Source organism: Oceanimonas sp. MB9, from assembly GCF_011319775.1.
GTDB lineage: Bacteria > Pseudomonadota > Gammaproteobacteria > Enterobacterales > Aeromonadaceae > Oceanimonas > Oceanimonas doudoroffii.
In genome coordinates, this window is sequence record NZ_VFBE01000005.1 from 79,820 (window position 1) to 106,246 (window position 26,427).

Annotated in this window: 22 protein-coding genes and 1 tRNA gene; 7 read left to right on the forward strand and 16 right to left on the reverse strand. The window is 58.4% G+C overall.

The genetic code is table 11. The features are described 5' to 3' along the window. Window positions 1-200 precede the first annotated feature (200 nt). The 7 genes from OJHNALOF_RS03680 to OJHNALOF_RS03710 form a co-directional block, all read right to left on the reverse strand. Window positions 201-1,457, reverse strand: a complete 1,257-nt coding sequence (locus tag OJHNALOF_RS03680) for an ABC transporter substrate-binding protein (RefSeq protein ID WP_165661193.1) — start codon at window positions 1,455-1,457, stop codon at window positions 201-203. Window positions 1,458-1,474: 17 nt separating this feature from the next. Then, entirely contained in the window at window positions 1,475-2,812 is a 1,338-nt protein-coding gene (locus OJHNALOF_RS03685) for a sigma-54 dependent transcriptional regulator (RefSeq protein WP_165661194.1), read from the reverse strand. Beyond that, on the reverse strand, window positions 2,805-4,502 hold the full coding sequence (locus OJHNALOF_RS03690; RefSeq protein ID WP_165661195.1) for a PAS domain-containing sensor histidine kinase: 1,698 nt from the start codon (window positions 4,500-4,502) through the stop codon (window positions 2,805-2,807). The genes OJHNALOF_RS03685 and OJHNALOF_RS03690 overlap by 8 nt, the downstream gene beginning before the upstream one ends. 134 nt (window positions 4,503-4,636) lie before the next feature. Beyond that, a complete protein-coding gene (locus OJHNALOF_RS03695; RefSeq protein ID WP_165661196.1) occupies window positions 4,637-4,969 on the reverse strand; it encodes a gamma-glutamylcyclotransferase in 333 nt (110 codons plus the stop codon). 242 nt (window positions 4,970-5,211) lie between these two features. Beyond that, window positions 5,212-6,063 (reverse strand): NAD-dependent protein deacetylase, encoded by an 852-nt coding sequence (locus OJHNALOF_RS03700; protein WP_165661197.1) that lies wholly within the window; start codon window positions 6,061-6,063, stop codon window positions 5,212-5,214. A 111-nt stretch (window positions 6,064-6,174) separates the two neighbouring features. Then, window positions 6,175-7,062, reverse strand: coding sequence for a dihydrodipicolinate synthase family protein (locus tag OJHNALOF_RS03705; protein WP_165661198.1), 888 nt, complete (start codon window positions 7,060-7,062; stop codon window positions 6,175-6,177). A 196-nt stretch (window positions 7,063-7,258) separates the two neighbouring features. Further along, complete coding sequence (locus tag OJHNALOF_RS03710) at window positions 7,259-8,158, reverse strand: LysR family transcriptional regulator (protein ID WP_165661199.1); 900 nt, start codon at window positions 8,156-8,158, stop codon at window positions 7,259-7,261. A 221-nt stretch (window positions 8,159-8,379) separates the two neighbouring features. On the opposite strand from OJHNALOF_RS03710, the gene OJHNALOF_RS03715 reads away from it, so the two are divergent. Genes OJHNALOF_RS03715 through OJHNALOF_RS03725 form a run of 3 tightly spaced genes read left to right on the forward strand, consistent with a single transcriptional unit; the run spans window position 8,380 to window position 12,069 of the window. Continuing rightward, window positions 8,380-9,537 (forward strand): M20 family metallopeptidase, encoded by a 1,158-nt coding sequence (locus OJHNALOF_RS03715; RefSeq protein ID WP_165661200.1) that lies wholly within the window; start codon window positions 8,380-8,382, stop codon window positions 9,535-9,537. Between the two features lie 14 nt (window positions 9,538-9,551). Continuing rightward, on the forward strand, window positions 9,552-10,949 hold the full coding sequence (locus OJHNALOF_RS03720; protein WP_165661201.1) for a YfcC family protein: 1,398 nt from the start codon (window positions 9,552-9,554) through the stop codon (window positions 10,947-10,949). 13 nt (window positions 10,950-10,962) lie between these two features. Then, complete coding sequence (locus tag OJHNALOF_RS03725) at window positions 10,963-12,069, forward strand: mandelate racemase/muconate lactonizing enzyme family protein (protein WP_165661202.1); 1,107 nt, start codon at window positions 10,963-10,965, stop codon at window positions 12,067-12,069. 73 nt (window positions 12,070-12,142) lie between these two features. Here the strand turns inward: OJHNALOF_RS03725 and OJHNALOF_RS03730 are convergent, their stop codons facing one another. Beyond that, window positions 12,143-12,601 (reverse strand): hypothetical protein, encoded by a 459-nt coding sequence (locus tag OJHNALOF_RS03730; RefSeq protein WP_206063553.1) that lies wholly within the window; start codon window positions 12,599-12,601, stop codon window positions 12,143-12,145. 271 nt (window positions 12,602-12,872) lie between these two features. Between OJHNALOF_RS03730 and OJHNALOF_RS03735 the strand changes: the two genes are divergently transcribed. After that, window positions 12,873-13,487 carry a TetR/AcrR family transcriptional regulator gene (locus tag OJHNALOF_RS03735; RefSeq protein WP_165661203.1) on the forward strand — a complete coding sequence of 205 codons (615 nt, stop codon included), beginning with the start codon at window positions 12,873-12,875 and terminating at the stop codon, window positions 13,485-13,487. A 105-nt stretch (window positions 13,488-13,592) separates the two neighbouring features. Here the strand turns inward: OJHNALOF_RS03735 and OJHNALOF_RS03740 are convergent. From OJHNALOF_RS03740 to rpsU, 5 genes are all read right to left on the reverse strand, one after another. Beyond that, window positions 13,593-13,669: transfer RNA gene (locus tag OJHNALOF_RS03740), tRNA-Ile, on the reverse strand. A 280-nt stretch (window positions 13,670-13,949) separates the two neighbouring features. Further along, complete coding sequence (rpoD, locus tag OJHNALOF_RS03745) at window positions 13,950-15,794, reverse strand: RNA polymerase sigma factor RpoD (RefSeq protein ID WP_094200434.1); 1,845 nt, start codon at window positions 15,792-15,794, stop codon at window positions 13,950-13,952. 231 nt (window positions 15,795-16,025) lie between these two features. After that, window positions 16,026-17,801: a DNA primase gene (gene dnaG / locus OJHNALOF_RS03750; RefSeq protein ID WP_165661204.1), complete on the reverse strand. Its 1,776-nt coding sequence runs from the start codon at window positions 17,799-17,801 to the stop codon at window positions 16,026-16,028. Between the two features lie 75 nt (window positions 17,802-17,876). Next, complete coding sequence (locus tag OJHNALOF_RS03755; protein ID WP_094200432.1) at window positions 17,877-18,320, reverse strand: GatB/YqeY domain-containing protein; 444 nt, start codon at window positions 18,318-18,320, stop codon at window positions 17,877-17,879. Between the two features lie 15 nt (window positions 18,321-18,335). Further along, window positions 18,336-18,551 carry a 30S ribosomal protein S21 gene (gene rpsU / locus OJHNALOF_RS03760; protein ID WP_014293599.1) on the reverse strand — a complete coding sequence of 72 codons (216 nt, stop codon included), beginning with the start codon at window positions 18,549-18,551 and terminating at the stop codon, window positions 18,336-18,338. Between the two features lie 174 nt (window positions 18,552-18,725). Here rpsU and tsaD point away from each other — a divergent pair, with 174 nt between their 5' ends. Then, window positions 18,726-19,751, forward strand: coding sequence for a tRNA (adenosine(37)-N6)-threonylcarbamoyltransferase complex transferase subunit TsaD (tsaD, locus tag OJHNALOF_RS03765; protein ID WP_094200603.1), 1,026 nt, complete (start codon window positions 18,726-18,728; stop codon window positions 19,749-19,751). A gap of 58 nt (window positions 19,752-19,809) precedes the next feature. On the opposite strand, the gene plsY is transcribed toward tsaD, so the two are convergent. Further along, window positions 19,810-20,418 carry a glycerol-3-phosphate 1-O-acyltransferase PlsY gene (gene plsY / locus OJHNALOF_RS03770; protein WP_094200431.1) on the reverse strand — a complete coding sequence of 203 codons (609 nt, stop codon included), beginning with the start codon at window positions 20,416-20,418 and terminating at the stop codon, window positions 19,810-19,812. Between the two features lie 103 nt (window positions 20,419-20,521). On the opposite strand from plsY, the gene folB reads away from it, so the two are divergent. Together folB and OJHNALOF_RS03780 are read left to right on the forward strand one after the other, a co-directional pair. After that, window positions 20,522-20,890 carry a dihydroneopterin aldolase gene (gene folB, locus OJHNALOF_RS03775; RefSeq protein ID WP_165661205.1) on the forward strand — a complete coding sequence of 123 codons (369 nt, stop codon included), beginning with the start codon at window positions 20,522-20,524 and terminating at the stop codon, window positions 20,888-20,890. A 63-nt stretch (window positions 20,891-20,953) separates the two neighbouring features. Then, window positions 20,954-21,754, forward strand: a complete 801-nt coding sequence (locus OJHNALOF_RS03780; protein WP_094200429.1) for an undecaprenyl-diphosphate phosphatase — start codon at window positions 20,954-20,956, stop codon at window positions 21,752-21,754. Here the strand turns inward: OJHNALOF_RS03780 and OJHNALOF_RS03785 are convergent. Both OJHNALOF_RS03785 and putA read right to left on the reverse strand, forming a co-directional pair. Further along, window positions 21,745-22,974 carry a multifunctional CCA addition/repair protein gene (locus OJHNALOF_RS03785; protein ID WP_094200428.1) on the reverse strand — a complete coding sequence of 410 codons (1,230 nt, stop codon included), beginning with the start codon at window positions 22,972-22,974 and terminating at the stop codon, window positions 21,745-21,747. The two genes, OJHNALOF_RS03780 and OJHNALOF_RS03785, sit on opposite strands and share 10 nt — an antisense overlap. Window positions 22,975-23,155: 181 nt before the next feature. Beyond that, complete coding sequence (putA, locus tag OJHNALOF_RS03790) at window positions 23,156-26,323, reverse strand: bifunctional proline dehydrogenase/L-glutamate gamma-semialdehyde dehydrogenase PutA (RefSeq protein WP_165661206.1); 3,168 nt, start codon at window positions 26,321-26,323, stop codon at window positions 23,156-23,158. Window positions 26,324-26,427 lie beyond the last annotated feature (104 nt).

Here is a 26,427-nt window from a genome sequence, read left to right on the forward strand (position 1 = left end):
ACTCTGTGCATACCGGTTTCCTCTGGTGTTCCTTACGCCCTATGTGAACAGGGCTACCAACACCTATTAGCAAACCGAATGCCAATTTTTACGAATTTTAAGTGTTTGTTTCTAAAGCTTTATTAAAAGGTTTACAAACTGAGGTAAAAAGGATGAGCGATATCCGCTCATCCTTGAGCGGCCTGTTGAGCGGCTTCCGCTCAGGGAAGGGGGGTGGGGGGGTAGACTTTCCAGTCGCCCAGCAGCCTGCTGGCGGGAGGCAGGCTGTCATCGGGCTGGCTGCGGCCAATGGCAATCACCTGTTGCAGCTGGTGAGTGGCGGGATCCATGTAGGAGGTGAAGCCGGGAGGGTCTTCCGGCAGGGTTAGCCGCAGTCCTTCCAGCGCCGTGCGGATCTCGGCATCGCTGGCATTCACACCGGCCACGCGCAATGCCTCGGCAATGGCCAGAATGCCGGCAAAGGCTCCCTGGGCGGCATAGGATGGGTAGCGGCCACTCAGGGCGTGAAACCGTTGCACAAACCAGCGGTTATAGTCGGTGTCAGGCCAGTTGTTGTGATGCCGGGCCGAGAGGATCAGGCCGGTTGGCATATCATCCTTGAGGGCGGCCAGGACTTCGTAGTTGCCACCGGCATCGAAATTGGCAAAAGGCGCATGCTGAAACAGGGAGGCCTGATTGGCCTGTTCAATAAAGGCAACCAGGTCGCCGCCCCAAAGCGAGTTGATGATGAGATCCGTAGGTCGTTGTTTCAGGGCCTCGATATGGGGGGTGTAATCGGGCTCATGCAGGTTGGGCCAGAGCGCGGTTACCACGCTGAAATGCACCCCGACCTGTTGTAACGCGTGCTGCAGATCCCGCCACATCTGGTAGCCGTAGTCATAATCTGGCCCCAGGTAGGAAATGCGCAGGGGCGATGCGGCCGTGCTCTTGAATGAGTCCTTGATATAGCGGGCGGCGGCATACATGGACTGGCGGCTGTTATTGTTCACTCGAAAATAGTAGGGGGAAGCCCCCGGTTGCGTCAGTCGGGGGGACGCATGATCGGTGCCAATGAAGAAGGCGCGCTCCATTGCCACCACCTGGGCCACTTCCAGGGCAATGGCGGAATTGACGACGCCGCAGATAAAGCGGGCATTGTGTTCGCGCACCAGCTCACGGGCCAGACGTGTGGCGCGCGAGGACCGGGAGCGGGTGTCGGCAATAAAAATTTGCAGGCGAGGGTAGTCAACGGGCTGTTGTTGCAGCCAGTCCAGGGCAACCTGAATGCCAACCGCGCTGTCCAGGCCATACAGACCGCCACGGCCACTGAGCGGATATAGGCAACCCACGCGCACCTGGGCCTCATGGGCATCGGCACCGAGCGAAATGTCGGCTTGCACGGGCCGGGCCGGCAACAACGCCAGCAGCGTCAACAGCGAGCACAGCAGTGAGGAAAGACGATGGCACGGAGTGAGCATCAGGGGCGTTCTCCTGCTTAAAGGCCGAGGCGCTGCATTCTGCGCTTGAGTGCATGGCGGGAGATGCCCAGGCGCTCGGCCGCCAGTCCCTTGTGCCCGCCGGTTTCCTGCAGGGCATCCAGGATCAGCCGGCGCTCCTTGTCCTCTATTGCTTCGGCATAGGCCGATGTCACCACCGGCGTGGGGGTGTCATTCAGGTATTCATTGGGCAAATATTCGAGAGAGATGTCCTGACCGGCATGCAAAATGGTGATGCGCTCCACCAGGTTTCTCAGTTCGCGCACATTACCGGGCCAGGCATAAGCGCGCAGCAGCCGCAACACCTCTGCGCTCCAGCGCGGTGGTTCACAGCCCTCCTGACGGGCAAAGCGATGGCTGAAATGATGAATCAGCAGGGTGATATCGTCACCCCGTGCCGCCAGGGGCGGGGCGTGAATCGGCAAAATATTTAGGCGATAGTAAAGATCGGAACGAAAGTGTCCCTGTTCGACTTCGGCCTTGAGATCCCGGTTGGTTGCGGCCATCACGACCACGTCTGCCTGGATTTCCCGGTTGCCACCAATGGGCCGGTAGCTGCGGTTTTCAAGAAAGCTGAGCAGCTTGGCTTGCAGAGGCAGGGGCAGCTCTCCAATTTCATCCAGAAACAGGGTGCCACCATCGGCCAGCGCAATCAGTCCGTTACGGTGCTGAGTAGCCCCGGTATAGGCGCCCCGCTCTGCACCAAACAGCTCGGCCTCAATCAGTTGCTCGGGCAGGGCGGCACAGTTGATTTCGATGAAAGGGGCATCGGCAAAGCGCACGTCATGAAGGCTGCGCGCCACCAGTGCCTTGCCGGTGCCGGAAGGGCCCGAGATCAGCACGGTTTTGCCGGAGCTGCGACCGATAAGTTCCAGGGTCTGGCGCAGTTGCTCCATTTGCGGACTGTTACCAACCAGCCGGTGAGTATGCTCATGGCGCCGGCGGTGAAAGCTGAGCTCCCGCGCCATGTGAGAGTGCTCGCTGCTGCGTCGAATCAGCATCACCAGTTCATCCCATTCAAAGGGCTTGGTGATGTAGTCGAGCGCGCCTTCCTTGACGGCCCTGACGGCGGCCCGAGTATCACCGTGGGCCGAGATCATGATCACCGGAATGTCTGGCAGTGTTTTGCGCAATTGCGGCAGCAGTTCAAGCCCGGACATGTCCGGCAGCCCCAGATCCAGCAAAATGACATCGGGCAGCGCCGAGCCGGCCAGCTCCAGGCCTTCTCGCGCGGTGCCGGCACCCAGAACCTCAATATGCTGATCCATCAGGGCAAAGCGAATGCTGCGGATCAGGTTGCGTTCGTCATCGATAACCAGAATGGTCAGGTTATTCATTGTGGGGTTTCCTTTGTTCCGGTTCTGGGCAATGCAGCTCGACACGGGTGCCCTGACCTGTTTGGCTGTCGATATGCAAGGTGGCATGGTTACTGGCTGCCAGCACCTGGCAAATGGCCAGCCCCAGCCCGGTGCCGGTTTCCCGAGTGGTGAAAAAGGGCTCGGTAATGCGAGGCAGCAGCGTTGCCGGAATGCCCGGGCCGTTATCGGTGACCGCCAGCAGCACCTGGTGATTATGTTGGGTGGCGCTCAGCCGAATTCGTCCACCGCCGGTGGGCATGCTTTGCAGGGCATTTAAAATGAGGTTCATCAATATCTGCCGCATATGCCCCTTATCGGCCAATATAAACAGGTCGTGGCCACAGGTGGTTTCCAGCCTGACTTGTTGCCTTCTGGCCGAGGCATCGACCAGGGCCACGAGTCCTTCATAGAGCTCACTGACTTGAATGAGCTCGGCCTGGGGCGGACGCGGCCGGGCAAAATCAAGCAAGTTGGTCATCACCTCCTTGACCCGCTCTATTTCCTCTTCAACCATCTCCAGCATGTCTTTGTGCATGGGATTTGGTTCGCGTCGGGCCAGGGTCTGAATGGTGGTGCGAATGGTAGTGAGCGGGTTGCGAATGTCATGGGCAAGGCCTGCGGCCAGCTGGCCCAGGGAAGCCTGACGCTCCATGTCCACGGTGGCGCTGATCACCTGTTTAAGCTGTCCGCGCATGCGCTCTACGGCCTGGGTGAGGCGTCCTATTTCTATGCTGTTGAGTTGCTCAACGGGTGTTTCAAGGTCTCCGTTGGCCACCTGCTCTACGCTCTGTACCAGCACATCCACCTGGCGCTTGAGGCGACGGGACAGGTACCAGTGCAGCAGCATCAGGGAGAGCACAGTGCCGGCGACCAGCCCGATGAGCCAGTAACGCATTCTGGCGCTGGGAGGCTCGACCAGTTCGGCATTTTGCACCAGCTGGAGCGTCCATCCCGGCACCAGCTCATGTCGACTGAAGCGGCCGGTGGGTAACGCGGGTTGGCCAACCGTATCGTAGTGACGGCCGTCCGGAGTGCCCAACAGGGTTTTGTAAACGCCGCCCAGTTGCAGGCTTCTGGCAATGCTGGCCAGGGTATTAAAACGCAAAATCAGGGCCATGGATGGCGCTGGCGCCGATGGCGACAGCGGGCTGATAGCCATTGTCTTGCGCATCAATAACGCCGAGGGTGCGTTCCAGGTGTGCTCCCCGGGGCCGATAAGATCGACGTTTTCAAATGTTGAGGGCGGGCTCGAGCGCATGTTCCGGTAGCCGGCCTGGGTCAGCGCCTGGGCAGGAAAGCTCCACAGCAGATGTTCATCGGCGTCGAAGAAGGCAACGCCGTAAATGGCCTTGTTATCCAGTTGCAGCCGCAACAGGCTTTTCAGCTCGGGAGACAGGCTGTGGTAGCCCGTGGGGGTAAAAACGGCCGCGCTGTCAAATTGATCGACAAGGGCTTCAAGCTCATAACGACGCTCCTGCAGATGGGTGCGAAACTCGTTGCGAGTGGCAGCCAGCTGGACTTTCAATTGGCCATCGGTAATGCGCGTAACCAACTGGGCAAAATAGCTGTCGTAGAGGGTAGCAAAAGACAGTAGCGGAACCAGTGCGACAAGCAACGAAAGCCAGAGGTACTGAGAGCTGAGGTATCGGGAACGTTGCTTGATTGCCATGCGAGACTACAGGTTAAAAAGGAAGCGGCTGACCATTTGCACCAGAGTGAACTTAACACATGCCAGGACATCTGACGTGCAGAGCCTGGCCGTTCTGTGAGCTCAGCCATCAAGGGCATGGCGCGCTGCCGTGGTCAGGCTTTGCTCAAGGTATAAACGTATGCTTCCACCGTGCTGCCATTTGTCAGCGTGACCTTGGTCAAGACCCGCTCATAACCCTCACCTTCAAATTCATCCAGGGCGGCCCAGTGCTCGGACAAATTTTGCGAGCTAAAGACAAAGCCTTCAATCTTCCCGCCGTTGTCATCCAGGTCTATTCCGGGGTAACCCATGGCAGCCCCCCAGCCTTCCTGGCGTAGCGTTCCCGTGATGGTGGCGGTCTCCCAGGAGCCGCCAATGGCGGTCAGCACATGCTCATTGGGCCTGCCCGGCCCCAGGGTGCCGTAAACGAACAGTCTTGTGGTCATTCATCCTCCTCATGGCAGCGACCCTTTTTCGCGCTGCGGGTATCTATGTTGAGACCGTTCCCTTGTCGTACGTCGCATTCCTGGCTGAGGTGACGTGTTTGATAGTCACACTTACTTTTCATCGTGAGCGTCAGGTGCATGCCTGATCGCATGAGGTCACGTCCGAAAATTATACCGAATGGGCCAAGGGGAATGGCAAGCTCGTTGTCGTAATGGTTTGAACCGGCTTTTAGAAAGGCGAGTTATTGCGCATTCAGCCCGTGCAATGCCGCCTGCAGCAGCGGGGTGATGGGCGCATTCAGCTTGAGGCTGAGCAGCGCATCGGCGCGGGTTTTCCCCAGCGTGAGGGCGGCTATGGGCTTGTTCCATTCCTGCGCCTTGCGGCAGAAGCGAAAGCCGGAATAGACCATCAGCGACGAGCCGATCACCAGCAGACCGTCGGCAGCTTCAAGGGCGTCCAGGGCATTCACCACACGCTGTTTGGGCACATTGTCGCCAAAGAACACCACGTCGGGCTTGAGAATGCCGCCACAGCGGTGGCACTCGGGAATACGAAAACGGCTAAAGTCCACTTCCAGATCGGCATCGCCATCCGGCGCCGTGGCGGCGGTGTAATGGGTGAAGTCCGGATTCAGTTCGGCGCTGCGCCGATGGGTGTCGTCCCGGCTGCAGCGGTAGTCGCAGCTCATGCATACCACTTGATCGGAGCGGCCGTGCAAGTCCACCACTCGGTGACTGCCGGCGCGCTGGTGCAGGCCGTCGACGTTCTGAGTGACCAGCAGGCTGACATGCCCCAGTTGCTCCAGTTGTGCCAGGGCATTGTGGGCCGGGTTGGGCAGGGCGTCGCGCATCACCGGCCAGCCCACCAGGCTGCGGCCCCAGTAGCGCTTGCGGGTGTGTTCGCAGCGCATAAAGTCCGGGTGCTGCACCGGCTGCTGACGCTTCCACTGGCCCTGTTGATCCCGGTAGTCGGGAATACCCGAATCGGTGCTGATGCCGGCACCGGTCAGCACCAGCAGGCGAGGGTATTGATGAATAAACTCAACCAGCTCGGTGTGGGCTTCGGTCATGGTGCGGGCTTCTCTGATCGGCATAGTGAACAGTATTCAATATATTGACGGGACAGGCCAAGGGGGAATGTCTTTCATTTAAACCTTACTGAAGGCCTGGCCCTTTTATGCTCGATGACCATGGGCAAAGGGCAGTTACAACGCCAGCTTAGTCAGCAAGGAGGCCAGTGTCGTCCGCTCAGTGTTATTCAGTGCTTGAAGAGGAGCCGGCAAGCAAGGAGCGTTCACATACCCCAGCAATTCCGCTGCGGCAGCCATGACTCGCGCGCTACCATGCTGGTTGTACATGGCCCAGAGTGGAGCCAGTTGCCTTGATAGCTGTTCGGCCAGTGCGGCATCACCCCGCTGCGCCGCCCTGATCAGTGCAAGGGCGGCTTGGGGAAAGAGGCCTCCCAGCACCGAATACCAGATTTCACAGCCGGCGTTAAGGCCGGTCGCAGCCCAGGGATCTCCGCTGATGCCGATGGATACATGGGACGGTATCAGCTTACGCAGACGTGCCACCCGCTCCCTTGCGGCCTCTGGTTCGGCGGGAACACCGGGAATTTTGATGGAAGCGACGCCGGGCAAGCGTGCGATACGGCCATGCAGCTCGTCACTGAATTCAAAATGAGTGGTTCGGGGATTGTCATAGACACAGAGCGGCACCGACAGTTCGTGACTCACGCTGCAATACAGCTCGTACACTTCTTCACTGGTCAATGGCTGATAGGACACCGGTGCCAGCAACAATGCACTGGCACCGGCCAGCTGGGCATCTTCGGCAAGGCGCAGCACTTCTCGGGTACTCGTCGCGCCTATGCCCACCATCACCGGTACCTGGCCGGCATGCTGTACCGCCAGTCGGGCGACTCTCGCCCGCTCGGCCCGGTTCAGATAGGCATAGCTGCCGGTGGAACCTAGGGCACCGATAGAGTCCACCTTTGCCTCGGCCAGGCGCTCAATCAGGCACACAAATGCCGCTTCGTCCGGTCCTTTCGCATTCATGGGGGTAAGGGGAAACGCGCTTAAACCACTAAACATGTTGTCTGGCTCCTGGGTGGTGGGCATAGCCTGATGGGGATATTGGGTTATATGGCTACCATTCTTCCTCGTTTTCTTCGATGTATTTTGGGGCTGTCCGCATGTTTGGGGACCACCGGCGCTGAAAGAGCCGTCGTTTTTAATATGGTTCGTTTCCGCTCCGGCCGATGGCTTGCCGTTCTTGTTGTTCCTTGCTCTAGGAAACTGGGCCCGCGATTGACTCACTTTTGGCAATGGCCAACAGTGTTTCAATTTCTTCGGATGTGCTTCCTTTACGCCATGCCAGCTTCAGTGATGAGTCAATATCGAGATCATCCAGTTGATAGGCAATCAGGTTGTCATCACCAGCAGCGAGTATGCCGGGCATGATGGCGTATCCCATTCCTGTCGCGACCAGGCTGCGAATGGTGATGTCATCGTGACATTCCTGAATAACATTGGGGGTGATCCCGGCATCGCGAAAATGCTGGTCTATACGGTCGTAGCTGCCCGGAGTAGAGGTCCGCTTGAAGCGGATAAAGGGCAGACCGTCGAGATCATGTAACGAGTTGGGAGGGGTTACCAGCAGGCCCGCATAACGGTTGCTGATCACGGCCATGGGATAGGTACTGATGGTAAATGTATCAAATAATGATTCATCCTCATCTTCCATAAATAATATACCGGCGTCTATGCGGCCTTCGAGAATGGCGGAGGTCTGAGGGCCAGACAGCATGGATTCAAGTGACAGCTTGATGTTCGGGTTCTGGGCGCGAAACCTGCTGATCAGTCCTGATATTCCGGGTATGTAGGGATGAATGGTGGTAATACCAATGGCGAGACTCTCGGTGTTTTCGTCTGCAATTTCCTTGGTCTGCATGATGATGCTGTCGAACTCATCCACCAGCCGGCGTGCGCTTTCATACAGAAACTCCCCTGCCGCCGTTAAGGCGACACCTTTGTAGTTCCGGTCCAGTAACCTAGTGTTCAGGCTTTCTTCCAGCAGTCGTATCTGACGAGTCAGGGCCGGCTGGGCGATAGGGATTTTTTTGGCCGCAGAGGTGATAGAGCCTTCGTTAACGACCGACAAAAAGTACCTCAGTTTCTTTATATCCATAACGTGCTGCGACCTGCATGACATACCAGAAAGGCATGACTCTATAGAGAAGAAGTATTGTTCCGCCTTTGATTCGTTGAATATGCTGAAAAACACTTTTTAGTGCAACTTCACGGACGCTGAGATTCCGTGGTTGTTTTCATCTTCTTATGCGCTGTATTTATTAAATAAATCAGTGGGTTGGGGAGATTTTGAAGACGGGAAATCGAGGGTTCTGGTTAATGAACAAGCAGGATATTGAGCGCATAATTGCTTTTCGACAAGAGTTGCACCGCTTTCCGGAGTTGTCTGGTGCCGAGCAGCAGACGGCAGAACGAATCGTCTGCATGTTACGTGCTATTGGCGTGGATGAAATCTACCAAAACATTGGTGGCCATGGTGTGGTCGGCGTTATCCATGGTTTGACCGCCGGAGCCAGTGTTGGTTTGAGAGCAGACATGGATGCGTTGCCGATCGCCGAGACGAATGTGACCGGACATGCTTCCGAGCATCAGGGAGTGATGCATGCATGCGGCCATGACGGCCATGCGGCGATGTTGATAGGGGCGGCGATGTCTCTGCTGGAGAACAGACCGGCATCTGGCCGTGTTGTACTTATCTTCCAACCCGCCGAAGAATTGGGTACCGGGGCCCCCGCGATGCTTGAGGACGGCTTGCTGGCACGTTTCCCGGTGGAGGCCATGTTTGGGTTGCATAACTGGCCCGGGGTGGAAGCGGGTCGTTTTGTGATACACGGTCGGCCTCATATGGCATCTAGCGATGACTTTGAAATCGAATTTCATGCAGAAGGTGGGCATGGCGCCATGCCTCACCTTTCGTCGGATCCGGTACTGGCTTCCGGGCTATTTGTAACGGCTCTGCAGCAGATAGTCAGCCGCAATATTAATCCTGAAGACATTGCGGTGGTCAGTGTCGGGAGCCTGCAAAGTGGCTTTGCCAGTAACGTGATCCCCACTTCTGCCAGTCTGAAGGGAACGGCCCGCAGTTTCAGGCCTGAGGTCAGACAGGACATTGAAAAACGGATTCACGATATTGCACAGGGAGTGGCGCTGGCAACAGGGTGCACTCAGACCATTGATTACCGGCGTTCAACGCCTCCGGTAGCAAATGATCCTGACCTGACGGTGCTGTCCCGCAGCGTGGTAGAGGAGCTATGGGGCGCTGAGGGGCTGGTTGAGCATCCCATTAGCATGGGAGCAGACGATATGGGGGCGTTTCTGGAAGAGGTGCCCGGTGTGTATGCATGGATTGGTAATGGAGCCGGCTGCCATGCCCCCCAGCTCCATCAGCCGGATTACGACTTTAACGACAGTATTCTGGAGAAGGGAAGCCGTTTTCTTTCCCATGTTGCCAGACGTTTTCTCGACAATAACCAGTAAGCCAAGGAGGCTATATGAGTCAGATGGACAGGACGGTTACGCTTGAGGCAACATCGCGTCGGCAATTTGCCTTTCCTCATATTTTTGTGGTCTTGTTTACCTTTATCTGTATTGCGGCTGCAATGACCTATCTGGTTGATGCAGGCAGCTATGAGCGTGTTATTTCAGAGCAAGGTAAAACGGTGGTGGTGCCCGGCAGCTACTCCGTTATGGAAGGGCAGCAAGCAACGCTGCTAACTCCCTTTATGGCTGTTTTCAGCGGAATGAAAGAAGGCAGCAGTATTATCTTCTTTATTTTTATTTCCGGTGGCGCATTCGGTGTTCTTAAGGCTACAGGTGTGCTGCAAAAGCTGGTTAACAGCATCAGCCGCAGCCTCTCGGGTAATGATCTTATCCTTATTCCATTACTGATGCTGCTGTTTGCCATTGGCGGTGCAACATTTGGAATGGCGGAGGAAAGTATTGCCTTCATCATTATTTTGGCACCCATCATGAAGATGCTGGGCTATAACGCCATGGTGGCCGCTGCCGTGCCGCTGGTTGGTGCTGGTGCCGGATTCTCAGCTGCATTCATGAACCCGTTTACGGTTGGTGTGGCTCAGGATATTGCGCAGCTACCCATGTTCTCCGGCCTTGGTTTGCGGGTTGCCTACTGGTTTGTATTTGTCGGGGTCAGTATTGCGTTTGTGACGTTATATGCAGCCAGGGTGAAGTCACCACCAGGCTCTGCGGCTGAGCTGAATAAAGAAATATCCGATCTCGCTCCGCTCGGCACCGCCGACCGTTTCATTCTGACGGCGTTTGCTGGCTCTATCCTGCTGATTGCATATGGCGTGATACGTCATGGCTGGTATATCGGTGAGATATCCGCTGTCTTCCTGATGATGGGCATGGCCGTTGGCGTGTTTGCCCGGATGAGCCCGAACGAAATCGCCGAGCATTTTGTGAACGGACTTAAGGAAATTGCCATGGGCGCCCTGGTGGTGGGGTTTGCCTTCGGTATTCTTATTGTACTTAAGGACGGCAATATACTGGATACCATTCTTTATCAGCTGGAGCAGGTGATTGGGAGCATGCCTCCTGTACTGACGGCTGTCGGTATGTTCCTTGTCCAGCTGGTGCTTAATTGCCTGGTGCCGTCCGGTAGCGGACAGGCTGCGCTGACCATGCCTTTGATGGTGCCACTCGCCGATCTGGTGGGAGTCACCCGGCAGACCGCGGTGCTTGCCTTTCAGCTGGGGGATGGCATTACCAATATCATCACACCGACTTCCGGTTACTTTATGGCAGGATTATCGGTAGCGGGAGTGTCTTGGGGTAAATGGATTAAATGGATTCTGCCACTGTTTCTGATACAGCTGGCGCTTGCGATCAGTATGGTTACCCTTGCTTACTATATTTCCTGGTCTTGAAGGACATATTTCTATGACAATTAAAAAAATCACTGTTTATGGTATTCGTCTGCCTCTCAAACAGCCATTCAAGATTGCTTACGATACCTATGAAGATATTGAAAGCATTCTGGTGAAGGTTGAGTCAAGCTCAGGAAAAGTTGGCTGGGGAGAAGCCGTCGTTGACCAGCATGTGTCGGGTGAAACCTGGCAGTCGGCCCGGCAAATCATTGCCAGGGAGCTGGCTCCTCTGCTTATCGGGAAACCGGTAGACAGTATCGGTTATTTCCATCGTGTAGCCGAAACCCGAATACGTCATAACCCTTCCGCCAAGGCCGCACTGGATATTGCCTTGCATGACTTGCTGGCCAGGCAGTGTAACGTTCCGCTCTACACATTACTGGGCGGCCGTCACCATACCCGTATTGAGCTGCCTTGTGTGATCAGTATGCTGGATCCGGAAGAAATGGCGCGTCAGGCGCAGGATGCCTGCAAGCGAGGCTATAGCTCAATCAAGATAAAACTGGGTGATGCTCCGGAACTGGATATTGAACGTATTGCGAAAGTGCGCGAGGCGATGAAGCCGAATGTGAAGCTGAGGGTGGACGCCAATCAGGGATGGAGCGCCAAACAGGCATTACAGGTGATCCGTCAGGCGGCTCCTTATCGGGTTGACTGGTTTGAGCAACCGGTCTCCATTGAAAATCTGGAAGCCCTGGCACGGATCACCGGCGCCACCGACGCATTGATCATGGCCGATGAGCCCATTCATGGCGTACGCGATATGCTCGAGGTGATCAGGCTGAATGCGGCGGATCTGGTGAATATCAAGCTGATGAAATCCGCAGGCCTGCATGCGGCCCGTACCATGGCCGAGCTTGGCCTGGCCGCAGACATTCCTTGTCAGATTGGCTCTATGGTGGAGTCGAGTGTGGCTACTCTGGCGGGAGCTCACCTGGCAATGGCGCATTGCAATATCGTGGCCAATGACATGGTTGGCCCGGCGATGATTTCAGATGATGTTGCCGTTATGCCAGGTAACGAAACACACATTGAGCTATCTGATAACCCGGGGCTGGGAGTCGAGGTTGACGATGCCAAGGTCCAGTCGCTCAGCGTGTTTGAAGACCGTATTGACTGATTGATGCAATAAGCACTGTAACGTGGGCTGGTTGTCTGACCTGCCCACGTTTATCGTTTATATGGCTTTGCAATTAGCTCAAACGATGCCAATGACTTCTCACTCCCAGAAAGTAACTGAGGCCAATTGCCAGGCTGATCAGTGAACTGACCAGCATAAATACCGGTCTTTCCGTGGCCTGGTGTAATAGCGGAAAGCGACCGGCTATCAGCAGGAATAACACACCGTAGACGGCGCGAAACAGATAAACACCAGTAATGATGCAAAGCACCGGGCGTTGCCAGGGTAAACGGGCAATTAACCCCGATCCCGAGAAAGCATACATGGCGGCAGCGGCCAGGAGCGAGCTGATCATCAGGGTGAGTAATGCCGGATACCAGCTGCTCTGCTCGGCCAGTTTTGCCATTTGTTCGCCCGCGCCGAAAAAACGATACCAGTCCGGGCCACCGGCAATAACAGCCAGATGTAACAGGGCGGCGAGCAGACTGGCCATTCCTCCTGCGTTTAACAATACCTTGCTCTTCATCGCCATGACTCTCTGCACTGTCCCTTGTGTCTTAAACGGACTCGGGCTCTTTTTTCTGTCCGGGTTTCAGGCAGAGATGCAGAAAAGGCTTCACCCCATCCCGCCATCCTAGAATCAGGAACAGTAATGCCAGCCCACCCGGGACCAGTATGACTTTTAACACGGGCCCGAGGATGTAGCTGTAAAAGAACAGAAATGGCAGAAACAGGACGTAGCCAAGTACACGAATACAGAGAGATTTCATCATTCTCACCTTAAAAATTGAGCGTGCTCATCAATGTATTTTGAGCGTGCTCATTTTTCAACTAGAATCGTGTCATTAGCTAAAAACAAGACGACAGGAAAGATGGACAAGAAGCAGAAAACCCGTGAACAGATCCTGGCTGCAGCCTGGCAGCTCTTTGCCGGCCAAGGGTATGCGCAAACCAGTACCCGGCAGATTGCCGTTGCCGCGAAGGTAGCGACAGGTACTGTGTTTGCGCACTTTCCCACCAAACTGGACTTATTAAAAGCAGGTTTACAGAGCAAGCTGGATGAAACCCTGGCTTATGCAGGTGAAACCGATACGGAGCACAATCCCAAAGACAGGCTGCAGCACTATGCGGTATACCTCTACCATTTTTACCTTGAGCAAGGAGAGTTCAGCCGCGAGCTGTTCAGGGAGCTTATCTGGCAGTGGCATGATCTGGAGGCCGAGCTGGAAGCCTTTAAATGTACCCTGTTTTCCCGCAGCCGTTACAACCGGGCTGCGGCCGACCTGTTGATGGACTGTTACTTCATGACGTTACTGAACGGCCTGCAGGGCCGGCAAAGCCGGGATGTCATGCTGAAAAATCTGCGTGATAAGCTGGCCCTGATCGATGATGGGCTGTTCCTGAGCGCGAGTGGTTGAATGCCGGAAAGCTGTTTAGTCAGGGAGCGCTCAGGAGCCAGAAGCATAGTGGCGGCACAAAAAAAGCCAGCGCATTGATGCTACTGGCTTTTTGCTGTGTCTGTATGGTGGCCCCTCCCAGACTTGAACTGGGGACCTAACGATTATGAGTCGTGTGCTCTAACCAACTGAGCTAAGGGGCCAAAAGTGCGCTGATTATAGGGGAACGGGTGGGGGCCTGTCCAGCCGGTGTGAAAGCTTAGGCGCTTGATTTTTAAGCGGTTGGAGGGGTAGGCATGGTGATAGCAGAGAGGAGGGCAAAGGGAGCTGCTTCACCGTACCCTCTGCGGCAGGGATGCCGCAGCGGAGCCCACAGGGAGGTGTTCACGGCGTGTCGGAGAAGCAATTCCTTTGCCCGACTTGAGCGGAGGGCAAAGAAAAAGGGCGCCGAAGCGCCCTTTAAATCTTGTGTTGCGGTTGTGCTTACTCGTCGAGGAAGCTGCGCAGCACTTCGGAGCGGCTGGGGTGGCGCAGTTTGCGCAGGGCCTTGGCTTCAATCTGGCGAATACGCTCACGGGTAACGTCGAACTGCTTGCCCACTTCCTCAAGGGTGTGGTCGGTGTTCATGTCGATACCAAAGCGCATGCGCAGTACCTTGGCTTCCCGGGCGGTCAGGCCGGCCAGCACGTCCTTGGTGGCGTTACGCAGGCTCTCGCTGGTGGCGGAGTCCGCCGGCAGCGACAGGGTGGTGTCCTCGATAAAATCGCCCAGATGGGAGTCTTCGTCGTCACCGATGGGGGTTTCCATCGAGATCGGCTCCTTGGCGATTTTCAGCACCTTGCGGATCTTGTCTTCCGGCATGGCCATGCGGTGCGCCAGCTCTTCCGGGGTGGGCTCGCGGCCCATTTCCTGCAGCATCTGGCGGGAAATTCGGTTGAGCTTGTTGATGGTCTCGATCATGTGCACCGGAATACGAATGGTACGGGCCTGATCCGCAATAGAGCGGGTGATGGCCTGACGGATCCACCAGGTGGCGTAGGTCGAGAACTTGTAGCCTCGGCGATATTCGAACTTGTCTACCGCCTTCATCAGGCCGATGTTGCCTTCCTGGATCAGATCCAGGAACTGCAGGCCGCGGTTGGTGTATTTCTTGGCAATGGAGATAACCAGACGCAGGTTGGCTTCCACCATTTCCTTCTTGGCACGGCGGGCCTTGGCCTCACCAATGCTCATGCGGCGGTTGATGTCCTTGATCTGGGAGATGGTGAGGCCGGTTTCCTCTTCCACCACCTTGAGCTTGCCAATGGCGCGCTGCACGTCTTCGGCCACGGCTTCCAGCCGGGCAGACCAGGTCTTGCCGGCGGCCAGCTGGGCGTCAAACCAGGCCTGCTCGCTTTCGTGGTGGGCAAAGGCCTGCACGAAGGTCTTCTTGGGCATCTTGCACTGCTCAACGCAGAGCTTCATGATGATGCGCTCCTGCACCCGCACCCGCTCCATCATGTCGCGCATGCTGTTCACCAGACGGTCGAACTGCTTGGGCACCAGACGGAACTGACGGAACAGGTCGGCCAAGGCGGTGATCTGCTCGGCGGCCTCGGCGGAGGTGCGACCGTGGGCGGCAATGCTGTCTCTTACGGCTTCGTACTGAACGCGAAGCTGGCCGAATTTTTCCCGGGCCACTTCCGGATCCGGGCCGTTGTCGCCGTCGGAGTCGTCATCGTCGTCTTCGTCTTCATCCTCGTCGTCGTCTTCGTCGTCGAGGTCCTTGTCGCTCAGCTCGGAGCCAATGTGAGTGGCGGTGGGGGCCACGTCGTCGGCTTCATCCAGATCAACAAAGCCGGAAATAATGTCGCTCAGCTTGATGTCGCCGGCTTCAAAGCGGTCGAATTGATCCAGCAGCGAGGTAATGGCTTCCGGATATTCGGAAACCGAGCTCTGCACCTGGTTAATGCCGTCTTCAATGCGCTTGGCGATGTCGATTTCGCCTTCGCGGGTGAGCAGCTCCACGGTACCCATTTCACGCATATACATGCGCACCGGGTCGGTGGTACGGCCAATTTCAGATTCAACAGACGCCAGCGCCTGGGCGGCGGCTTCGGCAGCGTCTTCGTCGGTGTTGGTTTCCGACATCATCAGGTCATCGGCGTCGGGGGCGTTTTCCACCACCTGAATGCCCATGTCGTTGATCATCTGGATAATGTCTTCGATCTGATCGGAGTCGACAATATCCTGAGGAAGATGATCATTTACCTCGGCGTAGGTCAGGTAGCCCTGTTCTTTACCTTTGGCAACGAGAAGCTTAAGCTGTGACTGCGGGGTTTGCTCCATAGAACTCGTCCGGTTAGATGTTGCAAGAGGGTGTAGCACTCTGGGGCACACATTTTGTGGCGCGCAAGTGGCCGATTATAACAAAATTTGACCAGTCTGACTAACTGATCCGAGCTTGCCAACACCTCGCCCTTGAGCCGAGCGTGCTGCAGCCTGCATTGGTTTCTTCAATTACCCGTGGTCCGGGCCTTCATTACAATTTTGGGGCAGTGTGCCCGTTTTTCAAATGCTTCAGGCCGTGCCGCCCTTGCTCTCGGTCAGCAACAGCACCAATTCCTGTTTTTCCGATGGCGTCAGTCCGTCCCGGCTGCGGCTTTTTTGCTGTAACAGCTCAATGCGCTGTGCCAGGTAATCGTTGATAAGCACCACGAAGATATCCTGCAATTCCTGCTCGATATGGTCGCCGGCAACCGCGTTGTCGGCCATGGCCAGCCGCGACAGGGCCGGCTCGGACGGGTGTCCACGCCAGTGTTCCAGCAGCTGGGCGGTGCTGAGGGCGGGTTGCTCTCGCACCTGGCCCAGCAGGGCCAGCAGCAGCTCCATGCCCGGAAGAGATAGCTCTTCCAGCGCCGGAATATCCGGTAGCCGGGCTGCGGCAGCCGGATATTGTAGCACAAGGGCAATGGCCCGTCGAAGTGGCGTCAGTTTTAGTTTTTGCGGCCGGCTCGGTGCCGGTTTTTCCTTGTCGTCGGCGGGCTTTAACCGCGCAAACAGCTCCTTTACCCGGCGCTCGTTCTCGCCCCAGTTGAGCTGGCGCGACAGCCGGGTCACCAGGCCTTCCCGGGTAAAGCCCTCGGGCACCCGCATAATGGCCTCGGCGGCCTTGTGGGCCAGCTCATGCTGTCCGGCGTCGCCTTCCATGCTGTCTTGCGCCAGGCGCTCAAACAGAAAGTCGCCGAAGTCCTGGGCATTACCCAGGAGTCGTTCAAAGGCGTCCTTGCCCTGGCTGCGCACCAGGCTGTCGGGATCTTCACCATCGGGCAAAAACACAAAGCGCAGGCTGCGGCCGTCCTGCATCAGCGGCAGGGCGTTTTCCAGTGCCCGCCAGGCGGCCTCACGGCCGGCGCGGTCGCCGTCGTAGCAGCAGATCACCTCGCGAGTGGTGCGATACAACAGTTGCAGCTGATCGGGGGTGGTGGAGGTGCCGAGGCTGGCCACCCCATAATCAATGCCGAACTGGGCCAGGGCCACCACATCCATATAGCCTTCCACCACCAGCACCCGCTCCGGGTTGCGGTGGGCCTGGCGCACTTCATAGAGGCCATAGAGCTCGCGGCCCTTGTGAAACACCGGGGTCTCCGGTGAGTTCAGGTATTTGGGGGTGCCGTCGCCCAGCACTCGGCCGCCAAAGCCGATGGTACGGCCGCGCCTGTCCCGAATGGGGAACATCACTCGATCGCGAAAACGGTCATAGATCCGGCCGTTGTCGCTTTGCAGCAGCATGCCGCCGTCGATGAGCTGGCGTTCTGCGTCGCGATTGCCGGCGAACTGGCGCTTCACCCTGTCCCATCTGTCGGGCACATAGCCGATGCCAAAACGCTTCACCACTTCGCCGCTCAGGCCTCGGCCCTTGAGGTAGTCAATGGCCGCCGGCGCGTTGCGCAGCTGCTGCTGGTAGAAACGGGCAATGTCATTCAGCAGACCGTAGAGATCCTGACGCTCGGCCCGGGCCGCCGCCTGTTGCTGGGGCGAACTGCCACCTGTGCTTTCCCGGGGCACGGTAAGGCCGTGCATTGCGGCGAGCTCGTCAATGGCGTCGAGAAATTCCAGTCCGTCATATTCCATCAAAAAGCCAAGGGCGGTGCCGTGGGCGCCACAGCCGAAGCAGTGATAGAACTGTTTATCCGGGCTGACCGTAAAGGACGGGCTTTTTTCGTTATGAAAGGGGCAGCAGGCCTGATAGTTCTTGCCGGCTTTTTTGAGTCTTACCCGCTGATCGATAAGGTCGACTATGTCGGTACGGGCGAGGAGGTCATCAATAAATTGTTGGGGGATTCTGCCAGCCATGATTCACCGTTAAAGCAAAAAACAAAGCCGTGCATTCTCTCGAAGCACGGCCCGTTGGCAGCTCAGCGGCGGTAATCAGGCCAGTTTGGCCTTGATGGTGGCGCTGAGCTTGCCCATGTCTGCACGGCCCTGGACTTGCGGCTTGAGTGCCGCCATCACCTTGCCCATGTCCTGCATGCCGGTGGCGCCGGTGTCGGCGATGGCCTGCGTGAGCAAAGCGTCCAGCTCGTCTTCGGTCAGGGGTTGCGGCAGGAATTCCTGCAGCACCGCAATTTCCTGGCGTTCACCGTCGGCCAGTTCCTGACGACCGGCCTGCTCGAACTGGCTGGCGGCATCCTTGCGTTGTTTCACCATTTTGGTGATTACCGCGATGATGCCGTCATCGTCCAGGGTTTCGCGGCTGTCGATCTCTTTTTGCTTGATCTCGGCCATCAGCATACGCAGGGTGCCCAAGCGAGCCTTGTCTCGGGCGCGCATGGCATCTTTCTGCTGGGCTGACAGCTGGTCTTTCAAAGACATGAGATCAACAACGCCTTAGTACAGACGAGTGCGACGTGCGTTTTCGCGAGCCAGCTTCTTGGCGTGACGCTTAACAGCGGCAGCCTTGGCGCGCTTGCGCTCGGTAGTCGGCTTCTCGTAGTGCTCGCGACGACGAACTTCAGACAGAATACCGGCCTTTTCGCAGGAACGCTTGAAGCGACGCAGGGCTACGTCGAAGGGCTCGTTTTCACGTACTTTAATTACTGGCATGTGCCTCTCACCTCGGTTAACTGGCCTGTTACCAACCAGCATGACAATAAAATGGTGCGAAATTCTACTATTAACCGGGCCCGGATGTAAAGACCGGCAACCCTTTACTGGTTAAAAAAGCGCGGGCAGGGTAACATGGTTGCCTATTTTTCGACAGCGTTATTCATTTTTCCCATGCGTGTACTTGGCATCGAAACCTCCTGCGATGAAACCGGCATCGCCATCTATGACGACCGGCTCGGCATTCTCTCTCACCAGCTTTACAGCCAGGTGAAACTTCATGCGGACTACGGCGGTGTGGTGCCCGAACTGGCCAGCCGGGATCACGTGCGCAAGACCATTCCGTTGATCGAGGCGGCACTGAAAGACGCGGGTTGCAGCCAGGACGACATCGACGGCGTGGCCTACACCGCCGGTCCCGGATTGATGGGCGCGTTGCTGGTGGGCGCCACCATAGGTCGCAGCCTGGCCTTTGCCTGGGGCAAGCCGGCGGTGGCGGTGCACCATATGGAGGGGCACCTGTTGGCCCCCATGCTGGAAGAGCGCATGCCGGCCTTTCCCTTTGTGGCGTTGCTGGTGTCCGGTGGGCACACCCTGCTGGTGCGAGTGGATGGCATTGGCCGCTATGAGATCCTCGGTGAGTCCATCGACGATGCCGCCGGCGAGGCCTTTGACAAGACCGCCAAGCTGATGGGGCTCGACTACCCGGGCGGTCCGCGCCTGGCCAGGCTGGCAGAGCAGGGCGTGCCCGGCCGCTTCAGGTTTCCTCGGCCCATGACCGACAGGCCCGGACTGGATTTCAGCTTTTCTGGGCTCAAGACCGCCACCGCCACCACTATCGCCGCCGAAGGCGATGATGAGCAGACCCGGGCCGACATTGCCCATGCCTTTCAGCAGGCGGTGGTCGACACACTGGCCATCAAGTGCAAGCGGGCGCTGGAGCAGACCGGGCTCAATCGCCTGGTGGTGGCCGGTGGCGTTAGCGCCAATGTGTCACTGCGGGAGCAGCTGAAAGCGCTGATGAACAAGCTGAACGGCGAGGTATTCTATCCGCGTAATGAATACTGCACCGACAATGGCGCCATGATTGCCTACGCCGGCCTGCAGCGGTTAAAAGCCAATCAGGTTGAACCGCTGCTGGTGCGCGCACGGCCGCGCTGGCCGCTGGACGAACTGCCCCCTGTTGACGGTGAGGGGTGAGGAGACAGGAGTGAGGAGCGTATCGGGGTTTTACCGTACGCCTCACTCCTCACGCGGTTCACTTCTCTCGGTTGCGCTTGAGCCGGTTGAGGATGGGGGTTTCCTCATGGTGATACAGCCGGCTGATATTGCGATGATGACGAATAATGATAAGGCAGGACAACAGCGCCACCGCCAGGGTGTATTCGGGCTTGATAAAATACACAAACAGCGGCGCGAACAATGCGGTGATCAGCGAGGCCAGGGACGAGTACCCAAACAATCCCAGGCTGACCAGCCAGGTCAGCATCAGCAGGCCGGCCATGTCCATGCCCAGGGGCAACAGCGCCCCCAGGGCGGTGGCCACGCCCTTGCCGCCGCGAAAGTGAAAGAATAACGGAAACATGTGCCCCAGGCAGGCGGCCATGGCAATCAGCGCCAGGTAAAGCGGGCTGATGTCGAGAAACCAGCCGAGGTACACGGGCAGGGTGCCCTTAAGAATGTCGAGCAACAGCACCCACACCGCCGCGCTGCGGTTGCCGGTGCGCAGTACATTGGTGGCGCCGGGGTTGCCGGAGCCATGGGATCTGGGGTCCGGCAGCCGGTAGAGGCGTGAGATCAGCACGGCGCTGGACACCGAGCCTCCCAGGTAAGCCAGTATGATCATGAACAGCGTTAGGGCGGTCATCTCGTGGTTTATACCCCGGGGTCAATCCGTTATGATGGCGCGCTGATTGGGCCTCAGGGCCTGCTCGCCAAAGACAGCCACAGCTTAACAGAAGACAGTGACGATGGATAAAGTGTTTGTGCAAGGCCTTGAAGTGTTGACCACCATAGGCGTTTACGAGTGGGAAAAAGGCATTCGCCAGAAAATTCGTTTCGATCTCGAGATGGGCCATGACAATCGTCCGGCGGCGGCGGGTGACGACATCAGCAAGGCGTTGGACTATGCCGCCTTGTCGCATAAAGTGACCGCCTATGCCGAGCAGAACCACGTGGAACTGGTGGAAACCATGGCCGAGCACATCGCGCGACTGATTCTGACCGAATTCCCGGTGCAGTCGGTAAAGGTGCGTCTCACCAAACCCGCCGCCGTGCCCAATGCTGCCGGGGTTGGCGTGGAAATCGAGCGTTTCGCCACTCGCAACCTGCGCGATTAACGTCATTCCATTGTCATTGAGCGCCGTTATACTGGAATCCTTCTTGTTTCAGAGCGCGGCGTCATGGAAGTTCATGCCATTCTGCTGGCCCTTATTCAGGGTCTGACCGAGTTTCTCCCCGTATCCAGCTCCGCTCACCTGGTGTTACCTTCCGTCTTGCTGGGCTGGCCCGATCAGGGCATGGCTTTTGACGTGGCCGTGCACCTGGGCAGCCTGCTGGCGGTGCTTTACTACTTTAGGCGTGAGGTGGTGACCCTGGCGCAGAGCTGGTGGGTTTCGCTGCGCGGTGGCGGTCACAGTGCCGAATCGAAACTGGCCTGGTGCATTATCCTGGCCACGGTGCCCGCCTGTGTGGCGGGGCTGTTGCTGGGGGATCTTATCGGTGCCTATTTGCGTTCGGGCTGGGTGATTGCCATGGCCACCATCGTCTTTGGTCTGCTGCTGTGGTGGGCGGATCGCATGGCCCGCCAGTGCAAGAATGAGTACCAGGCCGGCTGGCGGGGCGCCCTGATCCTGGGCTGTGCCCAGGCACTGGCGCTGATCCCCGGCACCTCGCGCAGTGGTATTACCCTCACCGCCGGTCTGATGCTGGGGCTCACCCGGCAGGCGGCGGCGCGCTTTTCCTTTTTGATGTCGATTCCGGTGATATTGCTGGCGGGCAGTCATCAGGCCAGTGGCCTGGTGGCAAGTGGCGCCGTCATGCCGTGGCCGGCGGTATCCCTGGGCGTGCTGGTATCGTTTGCCAGCGCCCTGGCCTGCATTCACCTGTTCCTGAACCTGCTCAACCGGCTGGGAGTACTGCCCTTTGTGCTGTACCGGCTGGCCCTGGGTGCCGTCTTGATCGGGGTACTGACTCAGGCCTGAAGCAATTGCTCGAGTCGTGCCAGCCTGGCTTCACGAATGGCCTCGCCAATGGCGGGGCCTTTTAGTCCCTGAGCCACAAAGGGCTGGGCGGTAATGCGCTTCAGCTCCTGCAGCCATTGCCATAATTGCTGCCGCTGAGGATAGGGGCGGTTTTCAAAGCCGGCCCGGCCCTGCAGATCCGCCTGGGCGCAGAGCAGCAGTTCGGCAAAGCGTTCCGGCTTGCGCCAGGCGTCGGTGTGGTCCATCAGCTCCAGCACGGTGTGGGCCTGCTGCGGCGCCGGCTCGGCCAGCCGGTGCATGCAAATGTGCCAGCGGCTCATCAGCATCGCCAGCTCCTTGTGTTCGGTGGGTACCTTTAACCGTGCGCTCAGGGCGCGAATGGGGGTGATGCCCAGTTCGCCGTGGTCGTGATGACTGGGCCATTTTTCCGACGGGGTCAGGGCCTTGCCCAGATCGTGGCACAGGGCGGCGAAGCGGCAGGGCAGGCTGGCCCCCAGCTCGGCGGCCCGTTTGACCACCATCATGGTGTGCAGGCCGGTGTCGATCTCCGGGTGCCAGTCTTTGGGCCCGGGAACACCAAAGAGGGCGTCCACCTCCGGAAACAGTACCGCCAGGGCGCCGCAGGCACGCAGCACCTCAAAAAATACCTGAGGGTTGTCGCTGGCCAGTGCCTTTTCGGTTTCCTTCCACACTCGTTCCGGCGTCAGGGCGGTGAGCTCGCCACTGGCGGCCATGTTCTGCATCAGGGCGTGTGTTTCCCGGGCAAGCGTAAAGCCCAGGTGATGAAAACGGGCGGCAAAGCGCGCCACCCGCAGCACTCGCAGCGGATCTTCGGCAAAGGCTTCGGACACATGGCGCAGCACTCGCGCCTCGATATCGGCGACACCGCCGTAGGGATCGATAAGCTCCCCCGCATCGTTTTGTGCAATGGCGTTGATGGTGAGGTCCCGTCGGCGCAGATCCTCCTCCAGAGTGACCTCGGGGCCGAAATCGCAGATAAAGCCGGTGTAGCCGCTGCCGGCCTTGCGTTCGGTGCGGGCGAGGGCATATTCCTCTTTGCTGTTGGGGTGCAGAAAAACCGGAAAGTCCTTGCCCACCTGGGAGTAGCCAAGGTCGAGCAACTGTGCGGGCGTGGCGCCCACCACCATGTAGTCCCGCTCTTTGACGTTCAGGCCCAGCAGTGTGTCCCTGACCGCGCCCCCCACCAGATAGATTTTCAAGGCCCGTTTCCCCCGTATGCAAAACCGCCATTATAACGGCTGAAAATGAAAAAGGCGCCTCGGCGCCTTTGAGAAGCATTTTCACTATTTTGCTTTGTGTCAGTGACACTTTCATGCGTCATTCCGGCCCGCGGGCCGAAGTGGTGTATTTGGACTTGGTTTACCTTCATCTTTCGGCTTTTTACCCCTCACCCAGCGACAGCAAGGTGGCGTTGCCGCCGATGGCGGTGGTGTTGTTGGTAATGGTCTTCTCGGTAATAAAGCGGCTCAGGTAATGGGGGCCACCGGCCTTGGGACCGGTGCCGGACAGGCCGCGGCCACCAAAGGGCTGCACGCCCACCATGGCACCAATCTGATCCCGGTTGATATAGACGTTGCCCACCTCGGCGCGCTTGGCCACATGGGCGGCGAATGACTCGTTACGGCTGTGCACCCCCAGGGTCAGGCCGTAGCCGGTGGCGTTAATGTCGTCGAGCACGCGGTCGATGTCTTTCGCCTTGAAGCGCACCACGTGCAATATGGGGCCGAATTGCTCCTTCTTGAGTTCGCCTATGCTACCGACCTCCAGCGCCGTGGGGCGAATGTAAAAGCCGTGGGCACAATCCGCGCTCATGGGAGCTTCGGCAATGATCTTGTTGCCGGCGGCCTTCATGGCGTCCAGGTGGGCCTGCAGCCCTTTTTGAGCATCGGCGTCGATCACCGGACCCACGTCGGTGGACCAGTGCGCCGGATCGGCCACGCTCAGCTCCTGCATGGCCCCTTCAAGTATCTCCAGCACGCGGTCGGCGATGTCGTTCTGCAGATACAGCACCCGCAGTGCCGAACAACGCTGGCCGGCGCTCTGAAAGGCGGCGCGCAGCACGTCCCGCACCACTTGTTCGGGCAGGGCGGTGGAGTCCACTATCATGGCGTTCTGGCCGCCGGTTTCCGCTACCAGCGGCACTATGGGGCCGCTGCGTTTGGCCAGGGTCTGGTTAATCAGCCGGGCGGTGTCGGTAGAGCCGGTAAAGCAGATTCCGGCAATGCGTGTGTCCTGAGTGAGCGCCGCACCGGTAACGGCGCCATCCCCGGGCAGCAGCTGCAGCACATCACCGGGAATGCCGGCTTCATGGGCCAGGGTCACTGCCAGATGGGCGATCAGGCTGGTTTGCTCGGCGGGCTTGGCCAGCACGGTGTTGCCGGTGATCAGGGCGGCGCTGACCTGACCGAGAAAGATCGCCAGCGGAAAGTTCCAGGGGCTGATGCACACAAAGGGGCCGCGCCCCTGAGCCTGCAGCAGGTTTAGCTCACCGGTGTAGCCGGGCAACTTGGTGGGTTCGGCCATCAGCCGCCGGCCTTCAACGGCGTAATAACGGCAGAAGTCTACTGCCTCGCGCACTTCATCAATGCCGTCCTGCAGCAGCTTGCCCGCTTCACGGGTGCACAGCGAGATAAACTCGGCGCTGTGGCTTTCAAGCAGGTCCGCCAGCTTTTCCAAGGCCTGCGCCCTGACCTCGACCGGGGTATCGAGCCAGTCACGAAAGGCGTTGTCGGCATGGCCAATGGCCTGCTCTACCGTGGCCTTGTCGGCGAACACCACTTCACCCACCTTGTGCTCCCGATGCTGGGGGCTCAGTACCGGGCGTTTTTCACCGGTCACCGCCTTGCCGGCCACCAGGGGCGTGGCCTGCCAGGACTTGCTCGCGAGTTGTTCCAGCCGCTGGAACAGGGGGGCACGCACCGCCTCAATGTTCAGGTTAATGCCGGCGGAGTTTTTACGATCGGAAAAAATGGCCGGTGGCAGGGGAATTCTGTCATTGGCCAGGCTGCGGCTTTCCCGCAGGCTGGTGACCGGGTGGCTGATCAGGGTATCGATGGGGGTATCGGGATCCACCAGCTTGTGCACAAAGGAGGTGTTGGCGCCGTTTTCCAGCAGTCGCCGCACCAGGTAGGGCAGCAGATCCTTGTGGGCGCCCACCGGGGCGTAAATGCGGCAGTTAAGGCTGGGGTTTTCGGTCAGCACGGCGTCGTACAGCTCCTCACCCATGCCGTGCAGGCGCTGAAATTCAAAGTGGCGTTCGCCGGCCATGTCGAGCACCGCCACCACGGTGTGGGCGTTGTGGGTGGCAAACTGCGGATAGATGGCGCCTTCGGTGGCCTGGCTCAGCAGGTAGCGGGCACACACCAGGTAGGCCACATCGGTGCCCGCCTTGCGGGTATAAACCGGATAGCCGTCAAGTCCAGCCTGCTGGCTGTGCTTGATTTCGCTGTCCCAGTAGGCGCCCTTGACCAGTCGCAGCGGAATTTCATCGCCCTGCTCCCGGGCCAGGGCGGTGAGCCAGCACAGCACCGGCAGGGCCCGTTTGGAATAGGCCTGCACCACCAGCCCCAGGCCGCCCCAACCCCGGTTCACCTCGCTGCGATAGAGCTTTTCAAACAGATCCAGGGAAAGCTCCAGCCGGTCCATTTCTTCCGCATCTATGGTGATAAACACATCGAGCCGGCGGGCGGTATGCAGCAGATCGTTGACCGTGGCATACAGCTCGGTAAGCACCCGCTCGCGGCTGGCCTCTTCATAGCGCGGGTGCAGGGCGGAGAGCTTTATCGAGATGGACGGCCGCGGCACCGAGGGGTTATTGAGCTTTTCACTGCCCACGGCGGCAATGGCGCTGGCGTAGTCGGCCCGGTATTTCTCGGCATCGGCGGCGGTCATGGCCGCCTCGCCGAGCATGTCGTAGGAATGGGTGTATCCCTGCTCCCGGGACTTGCGGCTGGCCTTGAGGGCTTCGGCTATGGTCCGCCCCAGCACGAACTGCTTGCCCATGATTTTCATGGCGGCGTACATGGCCGAGCGCACTACCGGCTCGCCCAGGCGGTTGATCATGCGGCTGAGTACGTTGGCCGGGTTGCCGTCCAGGGTTTTGTCCATGCGTACGATGCGCCCGGTAAGCATCAGGCCCCAGGTGGAGGCGTTGACCAGGGTGGAGTCGCTCTGGCGAAAGTGTCTGGCCCAGTCGGCGCCGGACAGCTTGTCTTTGATCAGCTCGTCGGCGGTATGGCTGTCGGGAATGCGCAGCAGTGCCTCGGCCAGGCACATCAGAATGATGCCTTCCTGGGTGTCCAGGCTGTATTGCTGCAAAAAGGCGTCGATGCCGTCGCCGCCGTCGCTTTCTTCCCGTACACGGGTCACCAGTCGTCGCGCCCGTTCGCCCAGTCGTGCCAGCTGATCGCGGCCGGCGGGCACCTGTTCCAGCAATCGGGCCAGCCAGGCATTTTCGTCCACGGCGTAGTTATGGGTAATGTCCTGGCGCAGCGTGGCCAGATCGGACGGGCGATAGTCGGGGGCAAAGACATTGGCGACGGTAAACATGGCGAGAGTCCTGAGGTTACGAGTGGTATAGCGAAGGCGCCTTGCTGCAATGAATATAGTTCAAACCGCCGTGACCGAGCCCTTGCCAGAGGATCCGCGCATCC